Origin of the sequence: Paenibacillus sp. NPDC093718 (assembly GCF_050279985.1) — a bacterium.
Classification (GTDB): domain Bacteria; phylum Bacillota; class Bacilli; order Paenibacillales; family Paenibacillaceae; genus Paenibacillus_AQ.
On sequence record NZ_JBNNUS010000002.1, the window covers coordinates 1 to 22,666 of the forward strand.

General features: G+C 41.7%; 18 protein-coding genes and 1 pseudogene. 13 read left to right on the forward strand and 6 right to left on the reverse strand.

The genetic code is table 11. The features are described from left to right. Positions 1–253 precede the first annotated feature (253 nt). Positions 254–613 carry a winged helix-turn-helix transcriptional regulator gene (locus ACQKPA_RS05900; RefSeq protein ID WP_427490299.1) on the reverse strand — a complete coding sequence of 120 codons (360 nt, stop codon included), beginning with the start codon at positions 611–613 and terminating at the stop codon, positions 254–256. Positions 614–1,037: 424 nt separating this feature from the next. Between ACQKPA_RS05900 and nfsA the strand changes: the two genes are divergently transcribed. The 4 genes from nfsA (at position 1,038) to ACQKPA_RS05920 (ending at position 3,903) form a co-directional block, all read left to right on the forward strand. Further along, positions 1,038–1,778, forward strand: coding sequence for an oxygen-insensitive NADPH nitroreductase (gene nfsA / locus ACQKPA_RS05905; RefSeq protein WP_427490301.1), 741 nt, complete (start codon positions 1,038–1,040; stop codon positions 1,776–1,778). Positions 1,779–2,089: 311 nt separating this feature from the next. Continuing rightward, positions 2,090–2,494 carry a hypothetical protein gene (locus ACQKPA_RS05910; protein WP_427490303.1) on the forward strand — a complete coding sequence of 135 codons (405 nt, stop codon included), beginning with the start codon at positions 2,090–2,092 and terminating at the stop codon, positions 2,492–2,494. A 280-nt stretch (positions 2,495–2,774) separates the two neighbouring features. Beyond that, the gene (gene uppS, locus ACQKPA_RS05915) at positions 2,775–3,509 is read left to right on the forward strand and encodes a polyprenyl diphosphate synthase (protein WP_427490305.1); all 735 of its coding nucleotides are present in this window, start codon (positions 2,775–2,777) and stop codon (positions 3,507–3,509) included. 85 nt (positions 3,510–3,594) lie between these two features. Continuing rightward, entirely contained in the window at positions 3,595–3,903 is a 309-nt protein-coding gene (locus ACQKPA_RS05920; RefSeq protein WP_427490307.1) for a hypothetical protein, read from the forward strand. 1,118 nt (positions 3,904–5,021) lie between these two features. Here ACQKPA_RS05920 and ACQKPA_RS05925 read toward each other — a convergent pair. Continuing rightward, positions 5,022–5,540: a DJ-1/PfpI family protein gene (locus ACQKPA_RS05925; RefSeq protein WP_427490309.1), complete on the reverse strand. Its 519-nt coding sequence runs from the start codon at positions 5,538–5,540 to the stop codon at positions 5,022–5,024. Positions 5,541–5,675: 135 nt separating this feature from the next. On the opposite strand from ACQKPA_RS05925, the gene ACQKPA_RS05930 reads away from it, so the two are divergent. Next, positions 5,676–6,056: a winged helix-turn-helix transcriptional regulator gene (locus ACQKPA_RS05930; RefSeq protein WP_427490311.1), complete on the forward strand. Its 381-nt coding sequence runs from the start codon at positions 5,676–5,678 to the stop codon at positions 6,054–6,056. 128 nt (positions 6,057–6,184) lie between these two features. After that, positions 6,185–6,499 (forward strand): annotated as a pseudogene (locus ACQKPA_RS05935) (effector binding domain-containing protein); the annotation flags it as partial. A 422-nt stretch (positions 6,500–6,921) separates the two neighbouring features. Here ACQKPA_RS05935 and ACQKPA_RS05940 read toward each other — a convergent pair. The 4 genes from ACQKPA_RS05940 to ACQKPA_RS05955 all read right to left on the reverse strand — a co-directional run bounded on the left by ACQKPA_RS05940 (position 6,922) and on the right by ACQKPA_RS05955 (position 12,848). Further along, positions 6,922–9,234, reverse strand: coding sequence for a helix-turn-helix domain-containing protein (locus ACQKPA_RS05940; protein WP_427490313.1), 2,313 nt, complete (start codon positions 9,232–9,234; stop codon positions 6,922–6,924). Between the two features lie 88 nt (positions 9,235–9,322). Beyond that, on the reverse strand, positions 9,323–10,960 hold the full coding sequence (locus tag ACQKPA_RS05945) for an extracellular solute-binding protein (RefSeq protein WP_427490315.1): 1,638 nt from the start codon (positions 10,958–10,960) through the stop codon (positions 9,323–9,325). Between the two features lie 41 nt (positions 10,961–11,001). Then, complete coding sequence (locus ACQKPA_RS05950; protein ID WP_427490317.1) at positions 11,002–11,886, reverse strand: carbohydrate ABC transporter permease; 885 nt, start codon at positions 11,884–11,886, stop codon at positions 11,002–11,004. Continuing rightward, complete coding sequence (locus tag ACQKPA_RS05955; RefSeq protein ID WP_427490319.1) at positions 11,880–12,848, reverse strand: ABC transporter permease; 969 nt, start codon at positions 12,846–12,848, stop codon at positions 11,880–11,882. The genes ACQKPA_RS05950 and ACQKPA_RS05955 overlap by 7 nt, the downstream gene beginning before the upstream one ends. Before the next feature lie 830 nt (positions 12,849–13,678). Between ACQKPA_RS05955 and ACQKPA_RS05960 the strand changes: the two genes are divergently transcribed. From ACQKPA_RS05960 to ACQKPA_RS05990, 7 genes are all read left to right on the forward strand, one after another. Then, positions 13,679–14,038, forward strand: a complete 360-nt coding sequence (locus ACQKPA_RS05960; protein ID WP_427490321.1) for a DUF3221 domain-containing protein — start codon at positions 13,679–13,681, stop codon at positions 14,036–14,038. A gap of 222 nt (positions 14,039–14,260) precedes the next feature. Next, the gene (locus ACQKPA_RS05965) at positions 14,261–14,632 is read left to right on the forward strand and encodes a hypothetical protein (protein WP_427490323.1); all 372 of its coding nucleotides are present in this window, start codon (positions 14,261–14,263) and stop codon (positions 14,630–14,632) included. Between the two features lie 389 nt (positions 14,633–15,021). Then, entirely contained in the window at positions 15,022–15,858 is an 837-nt protein-coding gene (locus ACQKPA_RS05970) for a helix-turn-helix domain-containing protein (RefSeq protein ID WP_427490325.1), read from the forward strand. Between the two features lie 115 nt (positions 15,859–15,973). Then, positions 15,974–16,549 carry a dihydrofolate reductase family protein gene (locus tag ACQKPA_RS05975; protein ID WP_427490327.1) on the forward strand — a complete coding sequence of 192 codons (576 nt, stop codon included), beginning with the start codon at positions 15,974–15,976 and terminating at the stop codon, positions 16,547–16,549. Positions 16,550–16,746: 197 nt separating this feature from the next. Continuing rightward, positions 16,747–17,889: a DUF120 domain-containing protein gene (locus tag ACQKPA_RS05980; RefSeq protein ID WP_427490329.1), complete on the forward strand. Its 1,143-nt coding sequence runs from the start codon at positions 16,747–16,749 to the stop codon at positions 17,887–17,889. A 925-nt stretch (positions 17,890–18,814) separates the two neighbouring features. Continuing rightward, positions 18,815–20,500, forward strand: a complete 1,686-nt coding sequence (locus tag ACQKPA_RS05985) for an ABC transporter ATP-binding protein (RefSeq protein WP_427490331.1) — start codon at positions 18,815–18,817, stop codon at positions 20,498–20,500. Beyond that, positions 20,493–22,202: an ABC transporter ATP-binding protein gene (locus tag ACQKPA_RS05990; protein ID WP_427490333.1), complete on the forward strand. Its 1,710-nt coding sequence runs from the start codon at positions 20,493–20,495 to the stop codon at positions 22,200–22,202. Before ACQKPA_RS05985 ends, ACQKPA_RS05990 begins: the two co-directional genes overlap by 8 nt. The last annotated feature ends 464 nt before the right edge of the window (positions 22,203–22,666 follow it).

Below are 22,666 nucleotides of genomic sequence, written 5' to 3' on the forward strand. Positions count from 1 at the left end.
AGTTGATTTTGCTTCTCCTGTGCCTTAAACTTCATAGTAGAGCGACCTCCTGATGGGTTTTTTGAGGCTATGACCTCGTGTGCAACCCCATCGTACCGAGGCGCTCGTTTTTGTTCAAACGCCAAATCTTTCGTTTTACAGGAATTCTAACGGGAAACGATAGCTCAATAAAAACAAGAAGGCAGCCGATCAACGTGGATCGGCTGCTTTTGTTCAACTAACGGGCAGTTTAGTTTAAAAATACCTAATAAGATTAATCAAATTTATCTCCAAACTTCTTTCCGAATTCCTCCATTAGATCAATAATTGGAATTAATTGCTCACCTTTTGATGTTAATGAATATTCAACACGCGGTGGCACCTCGGGATAAACTTTGCGACTTATTAAGCCATCTGCTTCTAATTCTCGAAGTTGTTTTGTAAGTGAACCTTGTGAAATATTCCGTAAAAAAGCTTTGATTTCACTATAACGACGCTCTGTGGGCTTCAAAAACCAAAGAATGAGATATTTCCAACGTCCGGAAAGTGCATTCTGGGTATAGGCAATACCATATACTTCTCTCTGTTCCTTTACATACTCTCTGTCAAATCCATCCTTACATATTTTAGACACCTTTTCACCTACTTTCTACTGTTAAGTACAAAAAAATGTACTACGGCAATTTTTATTGCCCTCTTCAAAGAAAGGAGAATTGATTATATTCTAGTGCATGTAATCAAATTATTAAAACGGGAGAAAAGAATTTTTTAGAATAGAGATAAATTTAGAAGGAATGAAAATGCGAGGGGAATGTAGGTTCAACTATTTCTAAAAAAAGCGGAAGACGCGCTGAGTGGTGTTGATGTTGCGATCCTGTCCATGCCTCATACAGGCTTCGAGAAAATCAGGCACCTGATGGTGGCATTGCCCGAGCAGACGGTGATAATCGACATCTCTAAATTTCCCTGGCCGCGACGACGATACGCGATAATATGGGAGTTTCTTACCAATATGGAGTACAGAAATAATAAAAACACAAATAGAGGAGATGTTTAAAATGAATAATACACTTGAATTGCTTCACAATCACACATCCATTCGGTCTTTTACAGATCAACCACTAACAGAGGAACAACGAGAGGCAATCTTTAAGGCAGCTATTCAAACTTCGTCTTCCAGCCTTCTACAGGCCGTTTCCATTATTAGAATTACAGATCGATATCTTCGAAAAAAGGTGATGCAACTTTCTGCCAACCAACCTTATATTGAAGAAGCGGCAGAGTTTTTGGTTTTTTGTGCAGATTTTAACCGAAATCATCAAATTGCCCCGAATGTTGACCTTGAATATATTGAATTTCTTTTAATCGGTTCATTCGATGCTGGGCTAATGGCTCAAAATGCTTTAACTGCAGCTGAATCAATGGGACTCGGTGGTGTATTTATCGGTGCAATAAGACTTAATATTAAAGAATTAACTGAGGCATTAAATTTACCAAAGTATGTGGTTCCTTTAGTAGGACTGTGCATCGGTCATCCTGCTGGAGAGAAGCCAGGACTAAAACCACGCTTGCCTCAATCAATGGTCATGTTTGAAAATCAGTATCAACCACTGGATGAAGAAAAATTAGCAATTTATGATCAACAGATGCGTGAGTATTACCAAAATCGTCCTGTTAGCGCTCCTTTCACAGTGAAGAGAGTAAAGGGATGGAAAGATCATATCGAAGATCATCTTGAAAGAAGTAAACTGCCCTCCATGCTTGAGTATTTGAATAAACAAGGCTTCGCAAAAAAATAATCCATTATATTGAAATATAAGGAGATATAGAAGTGAAGGAGCGGTACCATCTTGGCGTCGCTATTAAACTAACGGGAAACTGATAGTTGAATAAAGAAGAGGAGGCAGCTGGTCAGAGCGATCAGTTGCCTTTTTAAGCTAACGGGCAGGATAGTTCGAATATCCAATATGTGGTATTATAGGGCATACAACACTAAATATAAATTTCTCTCTATTGTTGGGAGGTGGGTATAGTACGAAGGAAATGGAGGATTTTTATAATATCGATAGTAGTACTTTCTATATGCATTGGATACATTCAGTTCCAAAGAATGGTTCAAGACAGTCAAATAAAAGCATGGAGCTCGAATTGGGGATTCGAAGCACCACCGCCAGAAAAGGTTACTACCGTTTTTCATAATGTTGGTCGGGACCCAGACTATTACTTAATATCTGACTATGATGAAGTGCCTATTCAAAAACTCATTCAACAAAATGATTGGACAAAAATTGAGAACAATGGTGGCATTGTATCAGATCATATAAATGTATACAAAAAGCAAATACAAAATCTACACCAAGAATACGAACGTTATGAGAAGCTATTCTTAGACAATCCGGTAAAATTTAATCATGATTCACTATACTTCACAAAGAAAAAAGCAGATGGAAGTTATATTGTTGCTGTGCTTAATATAGAGGAAAGAAGGCTCTATACAATGGAAGTTTTTTATTAATGTGTGAACTTTGCCACATATAACTGATTCATCTAATAGGACACATTAGTTGAAGAAAAACGGGCATAGGATCATTGAGAGTTCCAAGGGTATCTCTTGATTGTTCCACTAACGAAGAACGATAGTAAACAAAACAGGGAGCAGATCACCTTTGATATGCTAACAGCGCCGATTCAGGTGAAGATGACTTTCTTCGAACGCAAGGATCAGATTCTGCTTGAGGCTGCAGCACAGTCAGATAACGGCCGAGCGGAACGAAAGAAACGAAGGAGGGGGAGAAATGAAGTGGTTTGGTTTAAGCCGTGTCAGGGCCGTAAAAGAAAAAATTGATTGGAATAGCCCTACTCCAAAACATATAGCAATTATGATGGACGGGAACGGTCGATGGGCGAAACGAAGAGGGCTGCCGAGATCTGCCGGACATTATGCTGGAATGCAAACGATGCGAGAAACCATCAACATGTGTCACAGAAACGGGATAGATTCACTTACGTTGTACGCTTTTTCCACGGAAAACTGGAAAAGGCCGAAAGATGAAGTGGATTACATCATTAGTTTAGTGGGCGAATTTGTTCAAGATACAAACGTTCAAGAGTTAAATGAGAACAATATTAGGGTCTTCTTCATCGGAGATATTTCGAGATTTCCAGAGGAAACGCAAGAAGCGATGCGCAAAGTCGTAGGTCTGACCTACAACAATAGTGGATTGAAAATCTTTTTTGCAATGAATTACGGAGGAAGAAGCGATATTCTCCAAGCAGCCAGGTCAATGTTGGAGACAAATAAGGGGAAGGAAATCACGGAGGAAGAGTTCGAACGTTTCCTCTATACAGGGCAGAACCCATGCCCCGATTTGCTTATTCGAACTAGCGGCGAGAAACGGTTGAGCAATTTCTTATTGTGGCAGTCAGCCCATACCGAACTTTGGTTTACTGATGAAATGTGGCCTGATTTCAGTGAGGAGCTTTTTTATCAGTCCATTTTGGATTATCAAAATCGAAAGAAAAGAGCTTGACCAAGTGATCGGCTGTTTTTGTTCAACTAACGGGCTGGATAGTCGAACAAGAAAGAAGAAAATTTACATAAAAGAGGGATTAGATATGATTGCTTGGCTTAATCTTGGTAGCCTCGTCCTTGGGGCAATCGCATGGATTCTTCCAGCTATTAATATATCTAGATATGATAAGCGCTCTAGAAATTGGGTTATTCTTTCTATTGTGAGCATTAGTGCTTGTTCTATTTCGTTGTTTTTCCAGATTTGTAGTTTCTATGAACGTGTAAAGGCTGAGGAATGGTATGCTCTTATGGATACAGTAAGTGTTATCGCATCTGTTCCAGCAATTCTGCTCATCGGTACAATCATATTAAATGTAATTACATTGTATATCTATCGTGACAGAGAAACATAATAGATGTCAATTTTAGAAGGATTGAGCCTGTCGGGGGACAAGAACATAGTCCCATTAGAAGTCGCTATTTTAGCGGCTTTTTTATTTTATCGGGAATAGCTATAGTGGATACAAATATTAATTCTGGACAATTGTCGAGGGACAAAAACATAGTAACATTAGAAGCCGCTGATTATGCGGCTTTTTATATTTATGTTATCAAGTTCTTGTCAAAACACAATGACAAGAACTTGATAACATTCCCGACTGATGACAAGATCATGGTTACATTCCCGATATGAATTCATCGACGGCGTTTAATTAAGTAACTGAAACCGGTTCCTTGTCTCTTTTATGGATATCTTCCGTTCCAGCATCCAAAGCAGATTTGTACGTTCGCCAGATGATCATTCCCTCGGATATGACCATAAAAGAAGCCGCCAAACGACTTGGTATTAGTCGGCAGGTGCTGTCTAACTTATGTTCTTGTCCTCCGACATGTGTCGAGGGACAAGAACATAGTCCCATTGAAAGTCGCTATTTTAGCGGCTTATTTATTTTATCGGTTCTTGTCCCGAGTCGAGGACAAGAACTTGTACCGATTGCCGAAAAGGACAAGAACATGTTCCGATTACCGATTAGATAAGTATTTAACTACTTTCCACTTTTTTTCTTCATTAAGCTAACGGGCAGGAAAGTCAAGAAGGGTGGGGAATGTTATCAAGTTCTTGTCATCCGTCAACAATCCATTTGTCGAGGGACAAGAACATGGTACCATTAAAAGTCGCTATTTTATCGGCTTTTTTGTTTTATCGGTACAAGTTCTTGTACCGATTACCGTAATGGACAAGAACTTGTACCGATTACCGTAATGGACAAGAACTTGATCCGATCACCGATTAGATAAGTATCTAACTATGTTTCCATGCAAATTCATTAACTAACGAGCAGGATAGTTGAATATTAATTCCGGTGAACCGTACCACAAGTGATGGTACACACGATCAGAAAAGAAATAGTACTTGATAATCAGTGGTTAGATAAGTTATTTACTAACATAAAATAAGGGATAAGGGAAGATTAAGCATTGAAAAAGCCTCTGTTATAAACCAGAGGCTTTTATCATCTTTTAAGTTAAGTTAGTTTATTGCATTAACTAGCGCTTTTCCAAATTCTTCGGCGCCATCTGGGCCGTCACCTGTGATAATGTCACTATGTGCAATAACATGTTTCTCAACATACTTTACATTATTTGCTTTCAATTGTTCTTTTTGTACGTCAACAGGGTAGCAAGTTGCTTCTCTACCTTCAAGTAATCCGGTTTTCACGACAGAGACTGAACCAGCACAAATTCCAGTAACAAGAATATTATCATTATGTGCTTTCTTTAAATACGTGGATAATTCTTCGTTATCCCAAAGATGATCATTTGTGCCGGAACCGCCAATGACAGAAATAACGTCAAAATCGGATGCTGTAGTATCGGAGAAGACCTTTTCGGAAATTGCCTTACCTTCAAAATCGCCAATAATTTCGCCAGTTTTTGTGCTTGCAATTGTTACTTCTATTCCTGCTTTTTCAAGTGCCTCTTTTGGTTTAAATAATTCATCTTCATTAAATCTTTCGGGTGGTATAATTAAAAGTGCTTTTTTACTCATAATTGTTATTCCTCCTAAAATAGTTTATGTTTAACTCACAAATTTATATTACAACCTGTTTGTTGCTCTGAGAAGAATGCACTTTTTTGTAACAGGGTAACCTTAAAGTAACAATTGAAAGCGGAGGCAGAAAATATGTCGGATACACTTAGAGATGAAATTAAAGAGAAGATAATAAATGGTGATTACAACTGTGAAAAAGAACTTACTTTATCGATTATCAGTGGAAAGTGGAAAGTTGTGATTCTATGGCATTTAGGTGTTGAAGGTCCGCACCGCTTTAGTGAATTGCAAAGGCTATTTCCAAAAATATCCCATAAAATTTTAACTAATCAATTAAAGGAATTGGTGGAAGACGGCATTGTGTATCGAGAGGTTTATCCAGAAGTTCCGCCTAGAGTGGAATACTCCATGACTGGGTTGGGAATGACATTACTCCCAATTGTGGAGATGATGTATGATTGGGGAAAAAAACGAATAGAAGATATCAAAAGAGAAATAGGGAAATCAAGTTAACAGTGATAGAGTGTGTATTTTTGTAGTAAATAACTTATCATTGCATTTCATTAGAGCCGAATCCTACCATAAGTGACGGCAAGTTTTTTTAATATGAAACGACTTAGACCTATTGTCAAGAACATGGCTATGAGATGTGGGTAACGGTAACTGACGAGATCGAGCCATCAAATGATGTTCAAATCAAGCAATTCGATGGAGGATTATATGCTGTGTCGAGTTTATACGGGAATGATATTCCTGTTGCTTGGCAGCGCTTAAACGAATGGGTTCAAGATAGTAAATATCAAGCAGGATCGCATCAGTGGCTGGAGGAACATAAGCCACGTAAAAGGGCTGTAAAACAGCTTATGGATGATATGGATTCATTCAAACAGATCAAGATTAACCGTGACCTAGAACGTGTTAGACAGCGTTATATACAGTCCACAAAACTCACCTGACTAAATTCGTCATTCAATCATTCAGTCCAACATAAATATCATAATAAGTGAATCATAGGAGAAAAAATGGCCGCAGCTGATCCGAAGGATCAGCTGCTTTTTCGTTCATCGGAAGATCTCGGCGGAGCAGAGCCGGAGAGCGAAAGGAGCGCGAAACCTTGGAACTTATAATTTTGATATCTGAAAAAGAATGTATATGTCGAGGGGCAAGAACATATTCCCATTGAAGTCGCTATTTGAGCGGCTTTTTTATGATATCGGTACAAGTTCTTGTCCCGAGCCAAGGACAAGAACTTGTACCGATTGCCGTAATGGACAAGAACATGAGCCGATTTCCGATTAGATAATCATCTAACTATGTTTTAGATGCGGTTTTTTTGTGTTACCGGGGACTCGAGACCTGCTTAAAATGCAGAACATCCTTAATTCATAAGATTGCGGTACTGAATAGGCGTCAGACCTTCATTTCGTTTGAATTTACGAATAAAGTTAGTGGAATCAATATAACCAACCTCGTAGAGAATATCTTTCAGCGTAAGCTCAGTTGTTTTTAACAACTGCTTAGCCTCCTGCATTCGCAAGCAATCAATATAACGCATTAGGGGTTCACCGGTCTGGTTTTTGAAGAATCGAGTAGCATAAGAAGCCGATATGCCGAACTGGTCAGCAATGCATTTTAGAGAGAGTGAGTGGTCTTTGTAGTTTTCCTCAATATATGCTTTAATCTCATCAAGCAGTTCTGTATTCCCGCTTTCTTTCTTACTGCTGGTGGTAATGCAGACTCGAAGGCAGATGTCAGTGATTAATCGCTCCAACTCCTCAATCGTTTCCAGATGGGGAACGAATAGTTTACCTAAAGTCTCGTTGGTTGCTTCATCAAGTTCGATCTCCAGCTCAATGAGCGTTTTGGCCACATTATTAACGATATCAAAGCAGATAAACAAAGCGACTTCCACACTCATGTTCTGATCACGGATGTATGTCATGGCTTTTTGAACCGCATCTGTCACCGCCAGTTGATCGCCCTGTCGAATGGATTTTACCAACTGATCCAAAATCTCAACAGGATAAGACCGTTTGGATACATGGTTTTGGTCGATGTCAGGGTAATAAATGATCCGACAGCCGCCATGCATCAGCCGATAGCGCGCAGCATGGCTTGCTTCGATAAAGGACTGTGAAATCTGATTAACCTCCGGATAAGTGCATCCAACACCAATTGTGACGGTAAATCGGAAATAATGCCGGATGAGAGACATAACTTGTTCAGCGTATTGACGCAGAATAGCTTCTGTATCCTGGCCGTCTTTCAAATTCAGTACGAAGACCATGCTGCGTCCGTCTATGAGCTCTGCGCCGCAGCCTTGACCGATACCGTCGGCTCCTTCCTCCAGGACCTTTATGAGGCTGTCTTTAAGATGGCTTTGCATCGTGTCTGAATATTCTGCACGGAATGATTCATAATCATCGATATATAACAAAAAGACGGCAAAGAATGGATCATACATCGGCAGGTTTGCGGAATGCAGGTAGCTATTAATTTCTTCTCTAGTCTTGTATTTTCCCCGGATCAAAGAGAGTACGAATTGTTCCCGGAGTGAAATAGCTTGATGATGCAGCTGGTGGATCATCCCTTCATTTTCGCGGATCATATTTGTGACAGCGGTTGAGATAACATCCAGTTCGTCCTTTTTGCCTGACGGTGCAGGCAGCTGTGAAGCCGGATTTTGGGCAGCAATCACACGCATAAGCTTCTGAAGTGGTTTATAATTCCGAACCGATAGGGCAGTGGCTAAAGCCACACCGAAAATAAAGATGCCAAATACCGTCAGGTTATAAATGTCTTTTACTTGATCCACTTTATACATAATCTGATCCGATGGAAGGGCTGCGAGGTAGCGGTAGTTCCTTGCTGTGGAATCCTTTTTGGTAACCGTGTACTCCTGATTCTGGTAATGTATATGATTAATGCTCCAGGGGTTTTGGGTTCCGGGCATCATACCTGTTAAAGTATTCATCAGGCCGGCATCAGCTGTGCCGCGGTTATAGGTATAGAGATTCTGGCCCTGGTCACCCAAAATATACACGGAACCGTTATAATCACCAAGGACATTAGCGGCAAGCTGGTTGAAAGATTTTTCAGGAATAAGAAACATGACTGTACCGTAAGGAGTATCGGCACTGGCTACCAATGGGACCGAATAAACGACATAGTTCTGTTCTGCAACCTGATTTACGAGCACCGCATCCATTGGACGCATGACTGGCGATAGTATGGAAGCGCTATCAATTAGAAATTGATTTTGGTCCCAATTTTTAAAACGAAAGATATCGTTGAAAAAATGGTTAATATCATAGGTCCCGCTGGCGGCATAGAGGGTGTCTACTTTGCGGCTGTTATAATGGATGACAATATCCGAAATAAAACGGTTGGTGGTGAGGAACTGTTTCAATTCATCGATCGCTAGGTAGGCGCCGTAGCCCGTTGACGTTGTTTTAAAAGGTGTGAGATCTGTATGCTTCGAAATCTGATGCGCCATCCGGTCCATTTCTTGGATCCTCTGATCCAGGGCATTCCGGAACTGATCGAGTGAATTTATCATGGCGTGGCGGACTTCATCACGCATAGAACTTAATACCAGGTTGTATACTACACCGCTCATGATCGACAGAGAAATTACCGTTATTAATATGTATGACAAAAAATATCGGTAGAATCGCTGGCTTTTGATCATGCGCATCACAGCCTCCCGTCATAATAGATGAGGATACGGCAACGATCGGGAAGAGAGAGGCATCCCGATCGTCAGCTGTACCGTATAATTAATCCTGTTTATAACGATTATACGCATTCTTGTAAATTTCCATATAGCGCTCTAGGCCCATTTGGTTTATAGTGCTTACGTAGTTATCCCACTCATCGAAGGAGGCGCTGCCGGAAACAAATTTGGCTCTCATCTCCGTTACGTAGCTGTTGATGTCTGCTCCCAGCGTGCCCATATCCTCATTTTCCTCGGCTGTAAAAGAGAAGGCGGGCCATACTTCTTCAGGAACATATGGATCGTATTTTTCAGCGGTTTCAACTGCTTCCGGCCGGCTCTCCGCACCCTTGAAAAATTTCTCTTGAACAACATTCGGATAACCGCCGCCCGGCCATACAACATACTTAATCAATGCTTGCTCGAATGTAAGTCCGCTCGGGTTCTTGGTGATTTCATCCGTATATTCAAACTGTCCGTCTGCCGTGACATTATAAGATTTTCCTTCAAAGCCCATGAAGAACATTTTGCTGCCTTCTTCACCGTACAGGTAGTCAATCCAGCGAACCGTTTCAATCGGGTTTGGATTTTTGTCGGTAATGACAAAAGCACCAGGAGTAGCAAGGGGTGAACCGATTGCAGCCCAGATTTGGTCGCCATGCGGCCCTTTTAATGCGGTGGCTCCAATATAATCATCCTGGTTCATCAAAGTATAAGGACTTGTCGTTATGGTTGCTCCATAAACACCTTCCGCACCCTTAGCATAATATTGATTAGCTTGGACAGTAAAAACGTCCTCGCCGATCAATTTTTCCTTATACAGCTTGTTCATGTACTCCAACATTTCTTTATATTTCGGGTCGGTTGGAATAAAGCGGAGTTCTTCGGTTCCCGGCTGGAGATCTACATTGGCATTACGGATTCCGTGATTGCTGAGGCCCCAAGAGCCCTTTAAATAGTTCATCAGGCTATCGACGCCGACACCCATGTAAGGAATTTCGTCCTGTTGTCCGTTTTTGTTCGGATCCTTTTCTTTAAAAGCTTTCAGCATGTTGTAAAAATCATCCGTCGTTTGAGGCTCCTTCAGGCCAAGTTCATCCAGCCAGCTTTGTTTGATCCACATTTTTGCAGAAGAGAGCACAGATTTAAATTCGGGGTCGTAAACGCCAGGGAAGGAGTAGATGTTGCCGTCCGGCATCGTAAGTCCTTTTTTTACGTCAGGGTATTTTTCTAAAAGCGCTTTCAAATTTGGTGCATGTTGATCGATTAAATCATTGAGTTTGATGAAAATGCCCTGTTGACCATATTTCTGAAGATCAGCCAGCGGAATGCCTGCCGTGAAAAAGGCGTGCGGATAATCGCCGCCAGCAAGCAATATGTTACGCTTTTCCGTCATCGTGTCATTCGGAACCATTTCCCATTCGACTTTGATGTTGGTCATTTTTTCATATTCCTGCCATAGCATTGTCGCGTTCCAATCGGGTGCCGTGGTCGGCGCCTTGCCGGCAATCATCTTCAACGTGATGGGTTCCTTAACAATCGGCAGACCCGTTGGGTTAAAGTTGCTTGAAGCTTCTGGAGCTTCTCCCTCCGCAGGTCCATCAGAACCTCCGCCGCTGCAGCCCGCCAGGATGGAAAAAGACATGATGGCAGCCAGCGATACTTTGAGACCGGATTGAAACAGATTCATGGACTTTCTCATAATACGCCCCCTTAATATATGAATAAAGATTGAATAAAGGTTTAACCTTTGATAGCTCCGATGACCATGCCTTTAACAAAATAGCGCTGAAGAAATGGATACAGTAGTAAAATGGGCAGATTGGCCACAATGACAAGTGCGTATTTGATCGACTCCGCCTCCATAATCGTTTTGGCTAGCGACTCCTCACTAGTCTGGATCATATCTTGCATGTTGCTCTGAATTAGAATTTCTCTAAGAAAAAGCTGAAGCGGGTATTTGTCCCTCTCTGTCAGATAGATTAATGCACTGAAGAAGGAGTTCCAGTGAGCAACACTGTAAAAAAGGGTCATGACAGCCAAAATCGGCATCGAGAGAGGTAGGATGATTCTCAGCAAAATTTTGAAGTTACCGCAGCCGTCAATTTGGGCCGATTCCTGAATTTCAAATGGAATGCTCTGCTGGAAGAAGGTGCGCATAATAATTATATTCCAGACAGCCACCGCATTAGGGATAATCAGTGCCCACATCGTGTTGGTCATCCCGAGGTCCTTAACGATCAGATAAGTTGGAATTAAACCGCCGCTAAAGAACATGGTGAAAACAAAAAGCGCAGTGAAGATATTCCGCCCGCGAAAATCTTTTCGCGACAGGGGATAGGCAGCCAAAATGGTCATTCCCACATTAACGATCGTGCCTACAACGGTATAGAGAATTGTGTTCATATAACCATTCAGAATTTCCTTGTTCGCAAATACTTTCTCATAACCCGTAAAATTTATTTCCTTGGGTAGAAGCCATACCTCTCCTTTCACTACGGCAGCCGGATTGCTGATAGACGCCACGGCCACAAAGATGAGAGGGTACAGGACAATGGTCAATACGATGGCCAGAAGAATATAGTTGATGATGTCAAAGAGGCGGTCGCCCGCAGATTCCTTTACCATAGGCTTGTTTGTCCCACCTTTTTGGATATAAAGTTGACCGTAACGAGCAAAATGAAATTAATAATCGAATTAAATAGTCCGATGGCAGCAGAGAAGCTGTACTGGGCGCCTAAAATCCCGCTTCGGTACACATATGTCGCGATAACATCTGAGCTGTCCCGGTTAAGATCATTTTGCATAAGGAAGACTTTCTCAAACCCTACAGCCATAATGGAGCCAACATTCATAATAAGCAAAATGATAATAGTTGGCATAATGCCAGGCAGATTGATGTGCCATATTCGTTTTAAACGAGAGGCGCCGTCCACCTTAGCTGCTTCGTGAAGCTGCGGATCGATGCCGGTTAGGGCGGCTAAATAAATGATGGAACTCCAGCCCATGGATTGCCAGACACCTGAAAAGACATAAATGGTCTTGAACCATCCGGGTTGAGTCATGAAGGCAACCGGGTCACCGCCAAACAATCGGATGATCGTATTGATCATACCGGAATTCGGATCCAGGAAGATGAATAACATACCGACAAGCACGACAGTAGACAAAAAGTGGGGGGCATAGGTTACCGTTTGAATGGTCTTTTTAAAGCGCTTACTTCTTACCTCGTTGATCATGAGTGCCAGCAGAATAGGGACAGGGAAGCCCACCGCTAGCTCATAAAGTCCAATCTCCAGGGTGTTCATAATCAATCTCTCAAAATAGTAGCTGTCAAAAAAGCGTTCAAAATGTTTAAAGCCTACCCAAGGACTGTCGGTAATCCCTTTTGATGCGATGAAGTCTTTAAAGGCGATCTGCACTCCATACATGGGTACATAATGAAAAATAATGTAATATACCACAACAGGAAGGATGAGCAGATACAGCTCCCAGTTCTTCCAGAGCGTTCTGGCACGGGAGAGGGAGCGGGCGGCAGCCGGCTTTTCTTGGTGTGGTTGTTGCACTTCAGTTTTAATCAAAAACCTCATCACCTCCTTCTCCTGGTTTCAAAATGTGTCGAGTTATTGAAAATTAATGTACAGGAGATTGTTTTTTTTGTACATCTGCAGTAATTTCGGTATCGGCTTTTCTTTACAACTGACATGAATTTATGGTGAAAAACAAAAAAATAAGGTCATGTTGAATGAAAGTGATCATATTCGAAAAAAAGTTGTTGACCTTGGTTTGACCAGTGTGATATATCGACTGATTCGCCGCTGAGATATGGTGAACAAAATAAAGTATCCAACAAATTGTTTGTGAAGTGCCGATTACCAGATAAGTGTAGATGAGCAAGAGAATATTCTCTTAGTTAAACTCGTGATGGCGGGTACCGTAAAGGAGAAGACTTGTCCATGAAAAACTAAAAGATTTAAAATACGTACCGGAGTATAACCCTGACGGCGAAAAAGAGAATAATAATTGAAAGGAGTCGTAGCAAAGATGGGCGAGAAGTAAGTGAAGGTATTTATTATAAAGGATTTTTAATCCAGACGCTTAGAGAGGCTGATCCAGACAAAGGCGATTCCCTTGGATATATCATTAATAATTATTTTTTTAGCGATCGAACATACGATACGGTTCAAGATGCCGTTGATGATATTAATCGCAACGAAAAGTTCATTGACGAAGATTACCGTTGTGGTAAATGTCGGGGGGACAAGAACATAAACTAACGGGAGACGATAGTTGAATAAAGAAGAGGAGGCAGCTGGTTAGAGCGATCAGTTGCCTTTTTAAGCTAACGGGCAGTTTAACGCAACAAATTTATTCCAGATTCGTCTAAAAAGTAGGTTGGATTTTACGAGGAGGAGTTGAAATGTTGAGAAAGTTAGTTTTAGGAGCAGCTTTAGTACTTGCCATATGTATGCTTAGTGGTTGCAGTGCTTCGCCCGAAGCCAAAAAGGGAGATTATATTATTTCGAAAGAAGACCAAAGAATCTTAGTAGCGAAGAATATTTCAAAGAAGGATTCTGAAAATAAGACCTTTGCGGACCTCAAAAAGAATAACATCGAATTAATCAACTATATTGTTGAGGATTCCCAACTCTATAATGAGCTTAGGATAGGCGAAAAAGTTAATGTAACCCCCAAAACGAATGACAAAGGTGAATATGTTGTAATGAATTCCGATCCCCCGCAAATTAGAGCTGGTCAGATAGAAAGACTTAAAGATTGATGAGATTATTGTGACGACTAAACAATATTTTATCGTCATTCAACTAACGGGAAACGATAGCTCAATAAAATTAAGAAAGCAGCTGACCAACGTGATCGGCTGTTTTTGTTCAACTAACGGGCAGTTTAGTGGTACAGCATATAATTGAAACCGTTTTAAATGGAACTTATAACTTGTCCCCTGCGTCATAATATTTAGAACAATATTACAGAGGAGGACATAATGAAAAAACAATATGTGTTGATATTAATCATGATTTTAACATTGGTCGGATGCAATGATAAATCAATTTCGCTTACTGGGGAGAGTGATAGTTGGAGTGGCGAATACACAGCAAACATTAATGGAGATAAGGAAAGTGGAAAGTTCATTTTTGGTTATAAAAATGCAACGGGCAAAGAACTAAAAAATTTAGAAATTACCATTAATGATGGAAAACGCGTGCGTAAAGAGGGGGACTACAAAGGAGCAATAATAGAAATGCCTTCTAGTTGTTCAGGCTGTGCAGTAACGAACGAATCGATTCCTATTAAAGTAGAAATTAAATGGGATGACAAAGAAGAAACTTTTCACTTAAAAACAAAAGACGAATAGAGAAATCAAAAGAGCCTTAAAGTCATTTTTATCCTTAGAATGACTACTTGTGACACAATCCTGTCGGGTGACAAAAACATAGTTACATTAGAAGCTGCTGATTATGCGGCTTTTTATATTTATGTTATCAAGTTCTTGTCAAAACACAATGACAAGAACTTGATAACATTCCCGACCGATGACAAGAACATTGTTACATTCCCGATATGATTTCATCGTCGGCAGTAGACGCCCTTTTATTAAACTAACGGGCAGGATAGTGCAATATGCAAAGGAACACGCGCTGTAGCAATAACAGAGTATAATGAACACTTTTCTGATAAACTAGTTTTATTGAACCATCAAATTATTGAAAGAAAAGGGCATATATCAATGAGGTCGAATTCGTTATGAGTACTATCAATTTCACTGTTTTATCGCCACCAGAGTCACTAAAACGTGACATTGAATGTATTCGCATTACGACGTATGAGGGATACGAACCACTGTACGTAAAGGTCTGTCCAAAAGGATTTCCCGGCATTGTTTATCAGATTGCTAACGACGGCTCGTCTGCTATCGATAGTATCTCCGTTCGCACTGGACGGGTTTTCAATATCCCCCCATTCTTTCTTCATGGACAAGGCTCCGAACCTAGTATCATGCATTTCAAGAACAAACCGTATTCATCGATACAGGTTGTGTTAAAGCCGCACGCTTTATATGCATTGTTCGGTTGGGAAGCAAATTCCCTTCACCAAGGCCTCCTGGTTTCCAATCAATTCGGTGCAAGTGAACTCGAATATCAGTTAAAATCAGCATCGACGGACGAAGACCGGACATCCTACCTTTGTTCATTCTTAAAGAGGAAAATGGAAGAAACGGATAAGCGGGATGAATTGATTGAACAGACGTTGGAGTATATCAGAGATCGGATTTCTTCCATTTCGGTGAAAGATATCGTGGCTGCTTTTCATATATCGGAGCGGCAGTTACAAAAGCGATTTGCCCGAGTGGTTGGTATGCCGCCTCAACTGTACATCAGGATTATACGCGTGAATGAGGCTTTGCAGCTCATGAAGTCGGGGCGCTTCGAGCGGTTTGTGGATATAGCCTGCGCGCTAAATTATTTTGACCAGTCGCATTTTATCCGTGATATTAAAGCCTTCTCATGGTTAAGTCCCAAAAGCATCATGATGAAGGTAAGCGAATTCCATTGTGACGAAGCAGGCGCTTCTTATTTATAGCATAATGCCGTTCTTTCATCTTAATCTATTAAAATGAATGGACGGCATTTTACAAGTATTAGTGGCGGACGTAGAAATAAAATGAAATCAACCTAAATCAAAGGAGTGAGAACAAATGAGAAAAATCAAAATGTTAAACAGGGTTTCGATCGATGGCTATTTCGCCAGCCTGAATGATGCAAATTTCGGAATGGATTGGTTTTTACACGACACTGAGGTGGATAAAGCCGTTCATGAAAGCGGGGGCCGCATGGATACGCTCATATTGGGGGGGATTACTTATAGGGGCTTTGAGCACAGTTGGGTGCCGTTTTTGAACGATCCCAATGCCCCTGCGCAGTTGAAGGCTATTGCTGAAGAATTGACACAAATGAAAAAAATCGTATTCTCCAAACATCTAAAGGAAGCCAACTGGGCTAATACATACATTTTAGATGGAGATCTTGTGAATCACGTCCGCCGTTTAAAAGAGGAAGCAGGTATGGACATTCTGGTTATGGGCAGCGGGTCCATCGTGCAGCAACTTGCCGAAGCTGGCATGATTGATGAGTATCTTCTTATTGTGACACCTGTTGTCGCTGGAGAAGGCAAACCGTTGTTCAAGCAGGTAACCCAGTTCGGTCTTTCTCTTATAGAGGCGAAAGCCTTCCAATCAGGGAACGTGGTGCTCCATTATGAGCTTAAGAAATGAACGCTCTAGCAACACTCGGATAAGAAAGTTAAGAAAGCATTTTTGAACTAACGGGAAACGTTAGTTGAATAAAACTTAATGTTGAGCAGGCTGCAGGAGCCTGCTCATATTATTAAGCTAACGGGCAGTTATGTTTCAATCCTAAAAACAGATTAGTGTTATAATTTGGATAAAGAGTCAAAAATGAAACTAATTACATGGGAGTGGTGATGTTGAGGTCACTATTTATATACGGTGATATCGGAGAGAATTTCGATGCAACATCCTTGCCTTTCATAAAGCGATCAGGCGGCATTGACGCAAGAATTGCTGTGTTAGGATTAGGGGGACCATCGTGGGAGCCCTATTTCAACCGAGTTTTTCGTGAACGCTGGATTAGATTAGGGGCACAGCACATTTTCTCAATTACCCCAGACGAGAATATGGAAGTTGAACAAAATGTGTATGAAGATCTGTTCAAATGCTCAGGTTTGTTAATCTGTGGTGGGGACACGCGCAAATATTATAAAGCGTATGTTAGCAATGCAAAAATGAACAATGCAATCAACACATTGTATCGAAAGGGGATCCCTATTGCTGGAGTTTCTGCGGGGGCATTGATATCAACCTCTCCATGTACGATTTGGGGAAGCAAAGTTTCTACCGATCAAAATGAGTTTATTATAAGAAGCAGCTATGACAAGACAATTCAAGAAAATGAATTGGAAACTGGGAACGGACTTGGGCTTATAAAAAACTGTATGGTAGAGCCTCATTTTAGTGAATTCGGCGGCTTCTCGCGACTGATAGCCGCAATGCAAAAAACTTCGGCGAAATTAGGGATTGGGTGCGATGAACCCATTTGTCTTGAAATTACCGACGAAACTCGCGTCAAAATACACGGTATGGGCCGTGCGTATTACGTGATCAATAACACGGATGACTTTACTGTGAAAATATTTGAACCAGGGCAGGAATTTCAACTTAACCGAACGCTTAATGGAAAAGTTGTAAGTGGCCAAGGTAATTTTTCGTATTGGATCGAAACACTTAGCGATTACTACGAATCCAAGACGGGAATGAGATTTTTCCCTGGTACGTTAAATATCCAACTGGATGAACCTTACGATTTACCGACTGACGTAATCCGCTTAGAAAAAGAGGAGTACGGCGGAACGGTTTCAGTTAGTATTCAAGAATGTTCAATATTCGGAAGAAAGGCATTTATTTTAAGAACGGACGGGAACGCATCAGATATCGGTGACCATCCCAGAACAATTGTAGAAGTAGCAACTGACGTAAAATTAAGAGAACGCTATGGACTTAAAGATGGTGACCTAGTGGAAGTGAAGTTAAACTAATTGTTATGCAATAAACGGAAGTTCTTATAGCGCATAGGAGGTTCCGCTAACGGGAAACATTAGTTTAATAAACGCAAGAAGGTAGCCGGTCAAAACGATCGGCTGCTTTTTTGTTGAATACAGACAGAAATAAAAGACGTGTGGTACTGTTGCTATGCAGATTGAAGAAGAGGAAAAGACAAATTGGAAGGCTATTGTCATTCTGCAGATTGCTTTCATGAATCATAAGCATGTTAAGGTGATACGATTGCCATGAAAGAGGGTGAAGATATGAGAGCAGCATTTACCAATGTTCCCGGTTTTGATTCGACGGTGTCGGGGGACAAGAACTTGTACCGATTGCCGTAAAGGACAATAACATGAGCTGATTCCCGATTAGATAAGTATCTAACTATGTTCCCATGCAATTTCATTAAGCTGATGGGCAGGATAGTTCCAATATATGGTATATTTGATTTAATGACATTTCTAAGCGGGAGTGCTTTTGAACCCTGCTTTTGACACCTATATCCAATCGCTGGCTGGTCGGGAGGTGATCGACATCGGTGCCGGAGTCAGCAACTCAACTAGCAGTTGTGTACGATTTGAATCTAGAGAAGAATATGATTTCATGAGCATTAAGGGGAGATTAGATGAATAAATTTCTGATATTCCTGGCTATATAAAGTTTATCTATACCTTTGCTTCATATAGTCTGTCGGATCAATCCAAAACTATATATCGTATGTGTGTGCTCTTTTGCGGAAAAGAATTTGAGATCATACGATCACAGATCGCTCAATTACACGACTTTAAAGTGATCGAATAGGTAGAGCACATGGCTTGATTTTATACGAACAGAGAAAAAAGGGGGCTGCAAGTCATTAGTAGGAGATCGTCTATTCAATCTTATCTATGGGTCATTCGCTTTCTGAAGCCTTACCGGTTGCAGGTTTTAGGTTATATCCTCATCAGCCTTTTTATTATCGGAGTGGAGTTGCTTATACCGAAGTTTATTCAATATTTTGTAGATCACTTGCTTCCCGAAGGTGCCCTGGATGTATTTCTGCTTGCGCTTGGCAGTTTGGCCGGACTGGTTATGTGGGTCATAGCTTTTACTCTGTTCCGCAACAGGCTGCAACGTTACATTCAGGAAAAGGCTGCACGTGATATGCAGTTTGCATTATTTGCTCACTTGCGAAGACTAGGCTTCTCGTATTATGAGAGAAACCCGGTTGGGGAAACGCTGTCTCTGTTTAACTCAGAGGTAAAAGCTGTCCAAGAGATTTATTATCGCTACTTTCCTGGAATGGTAATAACAGGAGTAACATTTCTGGTTTGCTCGGCAATGATGCTGTCAATTCATATCGGTTTAAGTCTCGTTGTTATTCCTTGCTTCCTGTCATACTATTTGATCGGTCCCTATTTTGAGAAACAGGCTGCACGACTCGGTCATGAAACGCAGGTGAAACGAACGGCATTTCAGAAGAAGATTTATGATACGGTGTCCGGGTTGCTGGAGCTCAGAGCCTATCAAGGAGAAGATTGGGATACAGCTCAAGTTATGTCAAAGCAACATGAATTGCATGATAAAACCAATCTGCTTCATTTCATGAGCTATGCGAGAGGGCTTGTTCGCCGAGTGTCCGTTCAATTCGGAGCGGTGGCCGTATTTTCATATGGTGCGTTTTTGTTAAGCCGGGACGCTGTAACGACAGGCGCTTTAGTCGCCTTCATGTTCTATTACTTCCGTATGATTCAGGATATCACTTTCCTTGTGACGATGACTTCGGAACAAAAAGTGTTGATGAATCAGGTTGATAGACTTTTCAGCTTTATGAAGCAACAACCGGATATTCGGGAATATGAATCTGCGAGTTCTCTATCGGCGGTGCAAGGAGAGATTGTTTTTCATAATGTCGCTTTCCGTTATGATACCCAATCCGAATTGATCAAGGGCTTCTCTTTACATATTCGACCAGGGGAGAAGGTCGCTTTTGTCGGTACCAGCGGCAACGGTAAGTCGACATTACTCAAGCTGATAGGCCGCTTCTACGATCCGACGCAAGGGGAAATTCGTCTAGATGGCATTCCGCTTCCGAAGTTATCGCTAAAGCAGATTCGCGGGACAATGGGATATGTGTTCCAGGAAACCTATTTATTCGGCAGCACTATCCGTGAAAATATAAGATTCGGTGCGCCAAATGCAACGGATGAGCAGGTTGAAGCTGCGGCCAAGGCGGCTTATGCCCATGACTTCATTCAACAGTTTCCACAAGGTTATGATACGTTCGTTGGGGAGCGCGGCGTGAGGCTGTCGGGTGGACAGAGGCAGCGCATCGCAATAGCCCGAATGTTTATCAAAAATCCAAGAATTGTGTTGCTCGATGAAGCAACAGCGGCATTGGACAATATCAGTGAATGGGAAGTCCAGCAAGCTTTAACTCGCTTGTTTGAAGGAAGGACAATCATTGCGGTAGCTCACCGGTTATCTACCGTGGAGAATTTCGATACAATTATTGTCATAGATCAAGGCATCATTGCCGAGAAGGGTAATTATGAGCAATTGATGCAACAGCAAGGCGTTTTCCGCCGATTGGCAGCGGGAGAGGAGCGTGCGGTTGGTGAATAATTGGGCATGGATCTGGACATATGCAAGGCAGGTCAATGGCCTACTTGCGCTTACGATATTGCTGTTAGTGTTGGAGATAATAGCCAGTATCGGCGTTGTGGGCATCCAGAAATTTATTATCGATGATTTATTTGTAAACCGTAAGTTCGACTTGTTAGTCCCTTTGATGGCAGGGCTTGCCGGTCTAGCAGTCACTTACAATGTGCTTCATTTATATGCCGCGCTTGTGAGAAACAAAGCAACGTTCAGACTGCAAAAACTGCTGCTTGCCGATATGCTCCGTTATATGCATCGCATTCCGGTAGGACTTTTCCGGGAGGAACGCACCGGCAAATATGTCACCCATCTGACTGATGATGTCAATCAATCTGCGAATCTGGTAGGCGGTACAATCCCAAACGGTATGATGGAAATAAGCGGAGCGATCATTCTTTCCATTATTATCGGAATGGCAAGTCCGGTATTGCTTCTGGCAGTGATACTAACCAGTATCGTTTATATTTTGATGGGCAAGCATTACGCACCACGGATGAAAAAAGCGGCAAAGGACAGCGCCACTAGTCAGACGGAAGTTATTGTTACTATTGAGGAAGGAATTGCTTCCTCCCGTGAGGTCATTGCCTTTCATCGTGAGGAATGGGAAGGTCGGCGTTTTAGGGAGAAGCTGACTGTTCATTTTACCAATTTAATGAAGCAGGTTGATATTTCCAATCGGCAGTCGATGTTTTCTATGCTCATGCTGTGGGGTATTCGATTGCTCGTATTGGGCTACGGAGGCGTGCTGGTTATTCAGGGAAGTATGTCCATCGGTTGGCTGGTAGTCGTGTTTCAGTTCTCTACTCAACTTCTGCAAGCCTATGAGAAGGTATACAACTTCTTTATGGGGGTGGCAGGGAGTATGGCGTCTGTGGAGCGCGTCCGCGAAGTGATGGGAGGAGAAATAATCACGAATGGCGCACTCCAGATTAAAGAGCCACTTTGCAGCCTTGCCTTTCAAAATGTCTCCTTTCAATATACATCAGATAGACAGCCGGTCATTCGCGGGCTCGACATTGATATACCGTTAGGTAAAAAAGTAGCTTTTGTTGGGGCGAGTGGCGGTGGGAAGTCGACTATTGCGCAACTGCTTGTCCGATTCTACGATCCGTATCAAGGACAGATTGCGGTTAACGGTGAACCGTTGACGCAAATTCTACGGGATGACTGGATGAAGCGGATTGATATTGTTTTTCAAGATGCTTATCTGTTTCCCGATACGATTCAATATAATTTGACATTGGGACGCCACATTCATGAGGATAAGTTGAAGGATATCTGCAGAAGCATGAGAATTCACGAGTTTATTGAGTCTCTTCAACACGGTTATGATACAAAGGTGGGAGAGCGGGGTATCCAACTGTCAGGTGGACAGAGGCAGCGTATTGCCCTCGCACGAGCATTATTGGCGGACAGTGAAATTCTCATTCTGGACGAAGCTACTTCGGCGCTGGACTTGGAGACCGAACGACTTGTACTGCAGCAACTCGATATTCTTCGTCAGGGTAAAACAACGATTTTTATAGCACATAGGTTGTCGACAGTTATGAATGCGGACATTATCTATGTTTTGGATGGTGGCCGTGTGGAAGAACAGGGCACGCATGAGCACCTTCTAGAGAGGGGGAAGATTTACTCTCAACTGGCACTGGCTGAACTGAGATAGATGTTTTCTTCTCGTATGACGTCGAAACCACGCACCTTAATTTAACTTGATATTGAGATTTCCTAAGTTGTTTATGTCATTCAAGAAGTTGACCGCTCGGTAACAATGGCCACCGTAGGGTGGCTTTACTCGGAGGCGTGATGTTGAGGCATATAAATCATCGGTAGTCAGCTTATAGTAAAGATCCGGATTACCTTGTTCTAAGGCATCTCGTTCTTCCTGGCTAGTTGTTGTTTCTGAATCACCTGCATATGTCGGAGGACAAGAACTTTTATTCATTGCCGATTAGAATTTTATCTAATGAAGTTCGGTATAATCATCTATTACGCTAACGGGCAGGATAGCGTGGTGCAATGTTTCATTTGTTTAGATAATGTGCAAAGTCAAGAAGGGTTTACAAGGTGAAACAGATATGGATGCCGAATCTAGATACGCAGGCGGTTGAACTGCTGAAGTAGCTAGCG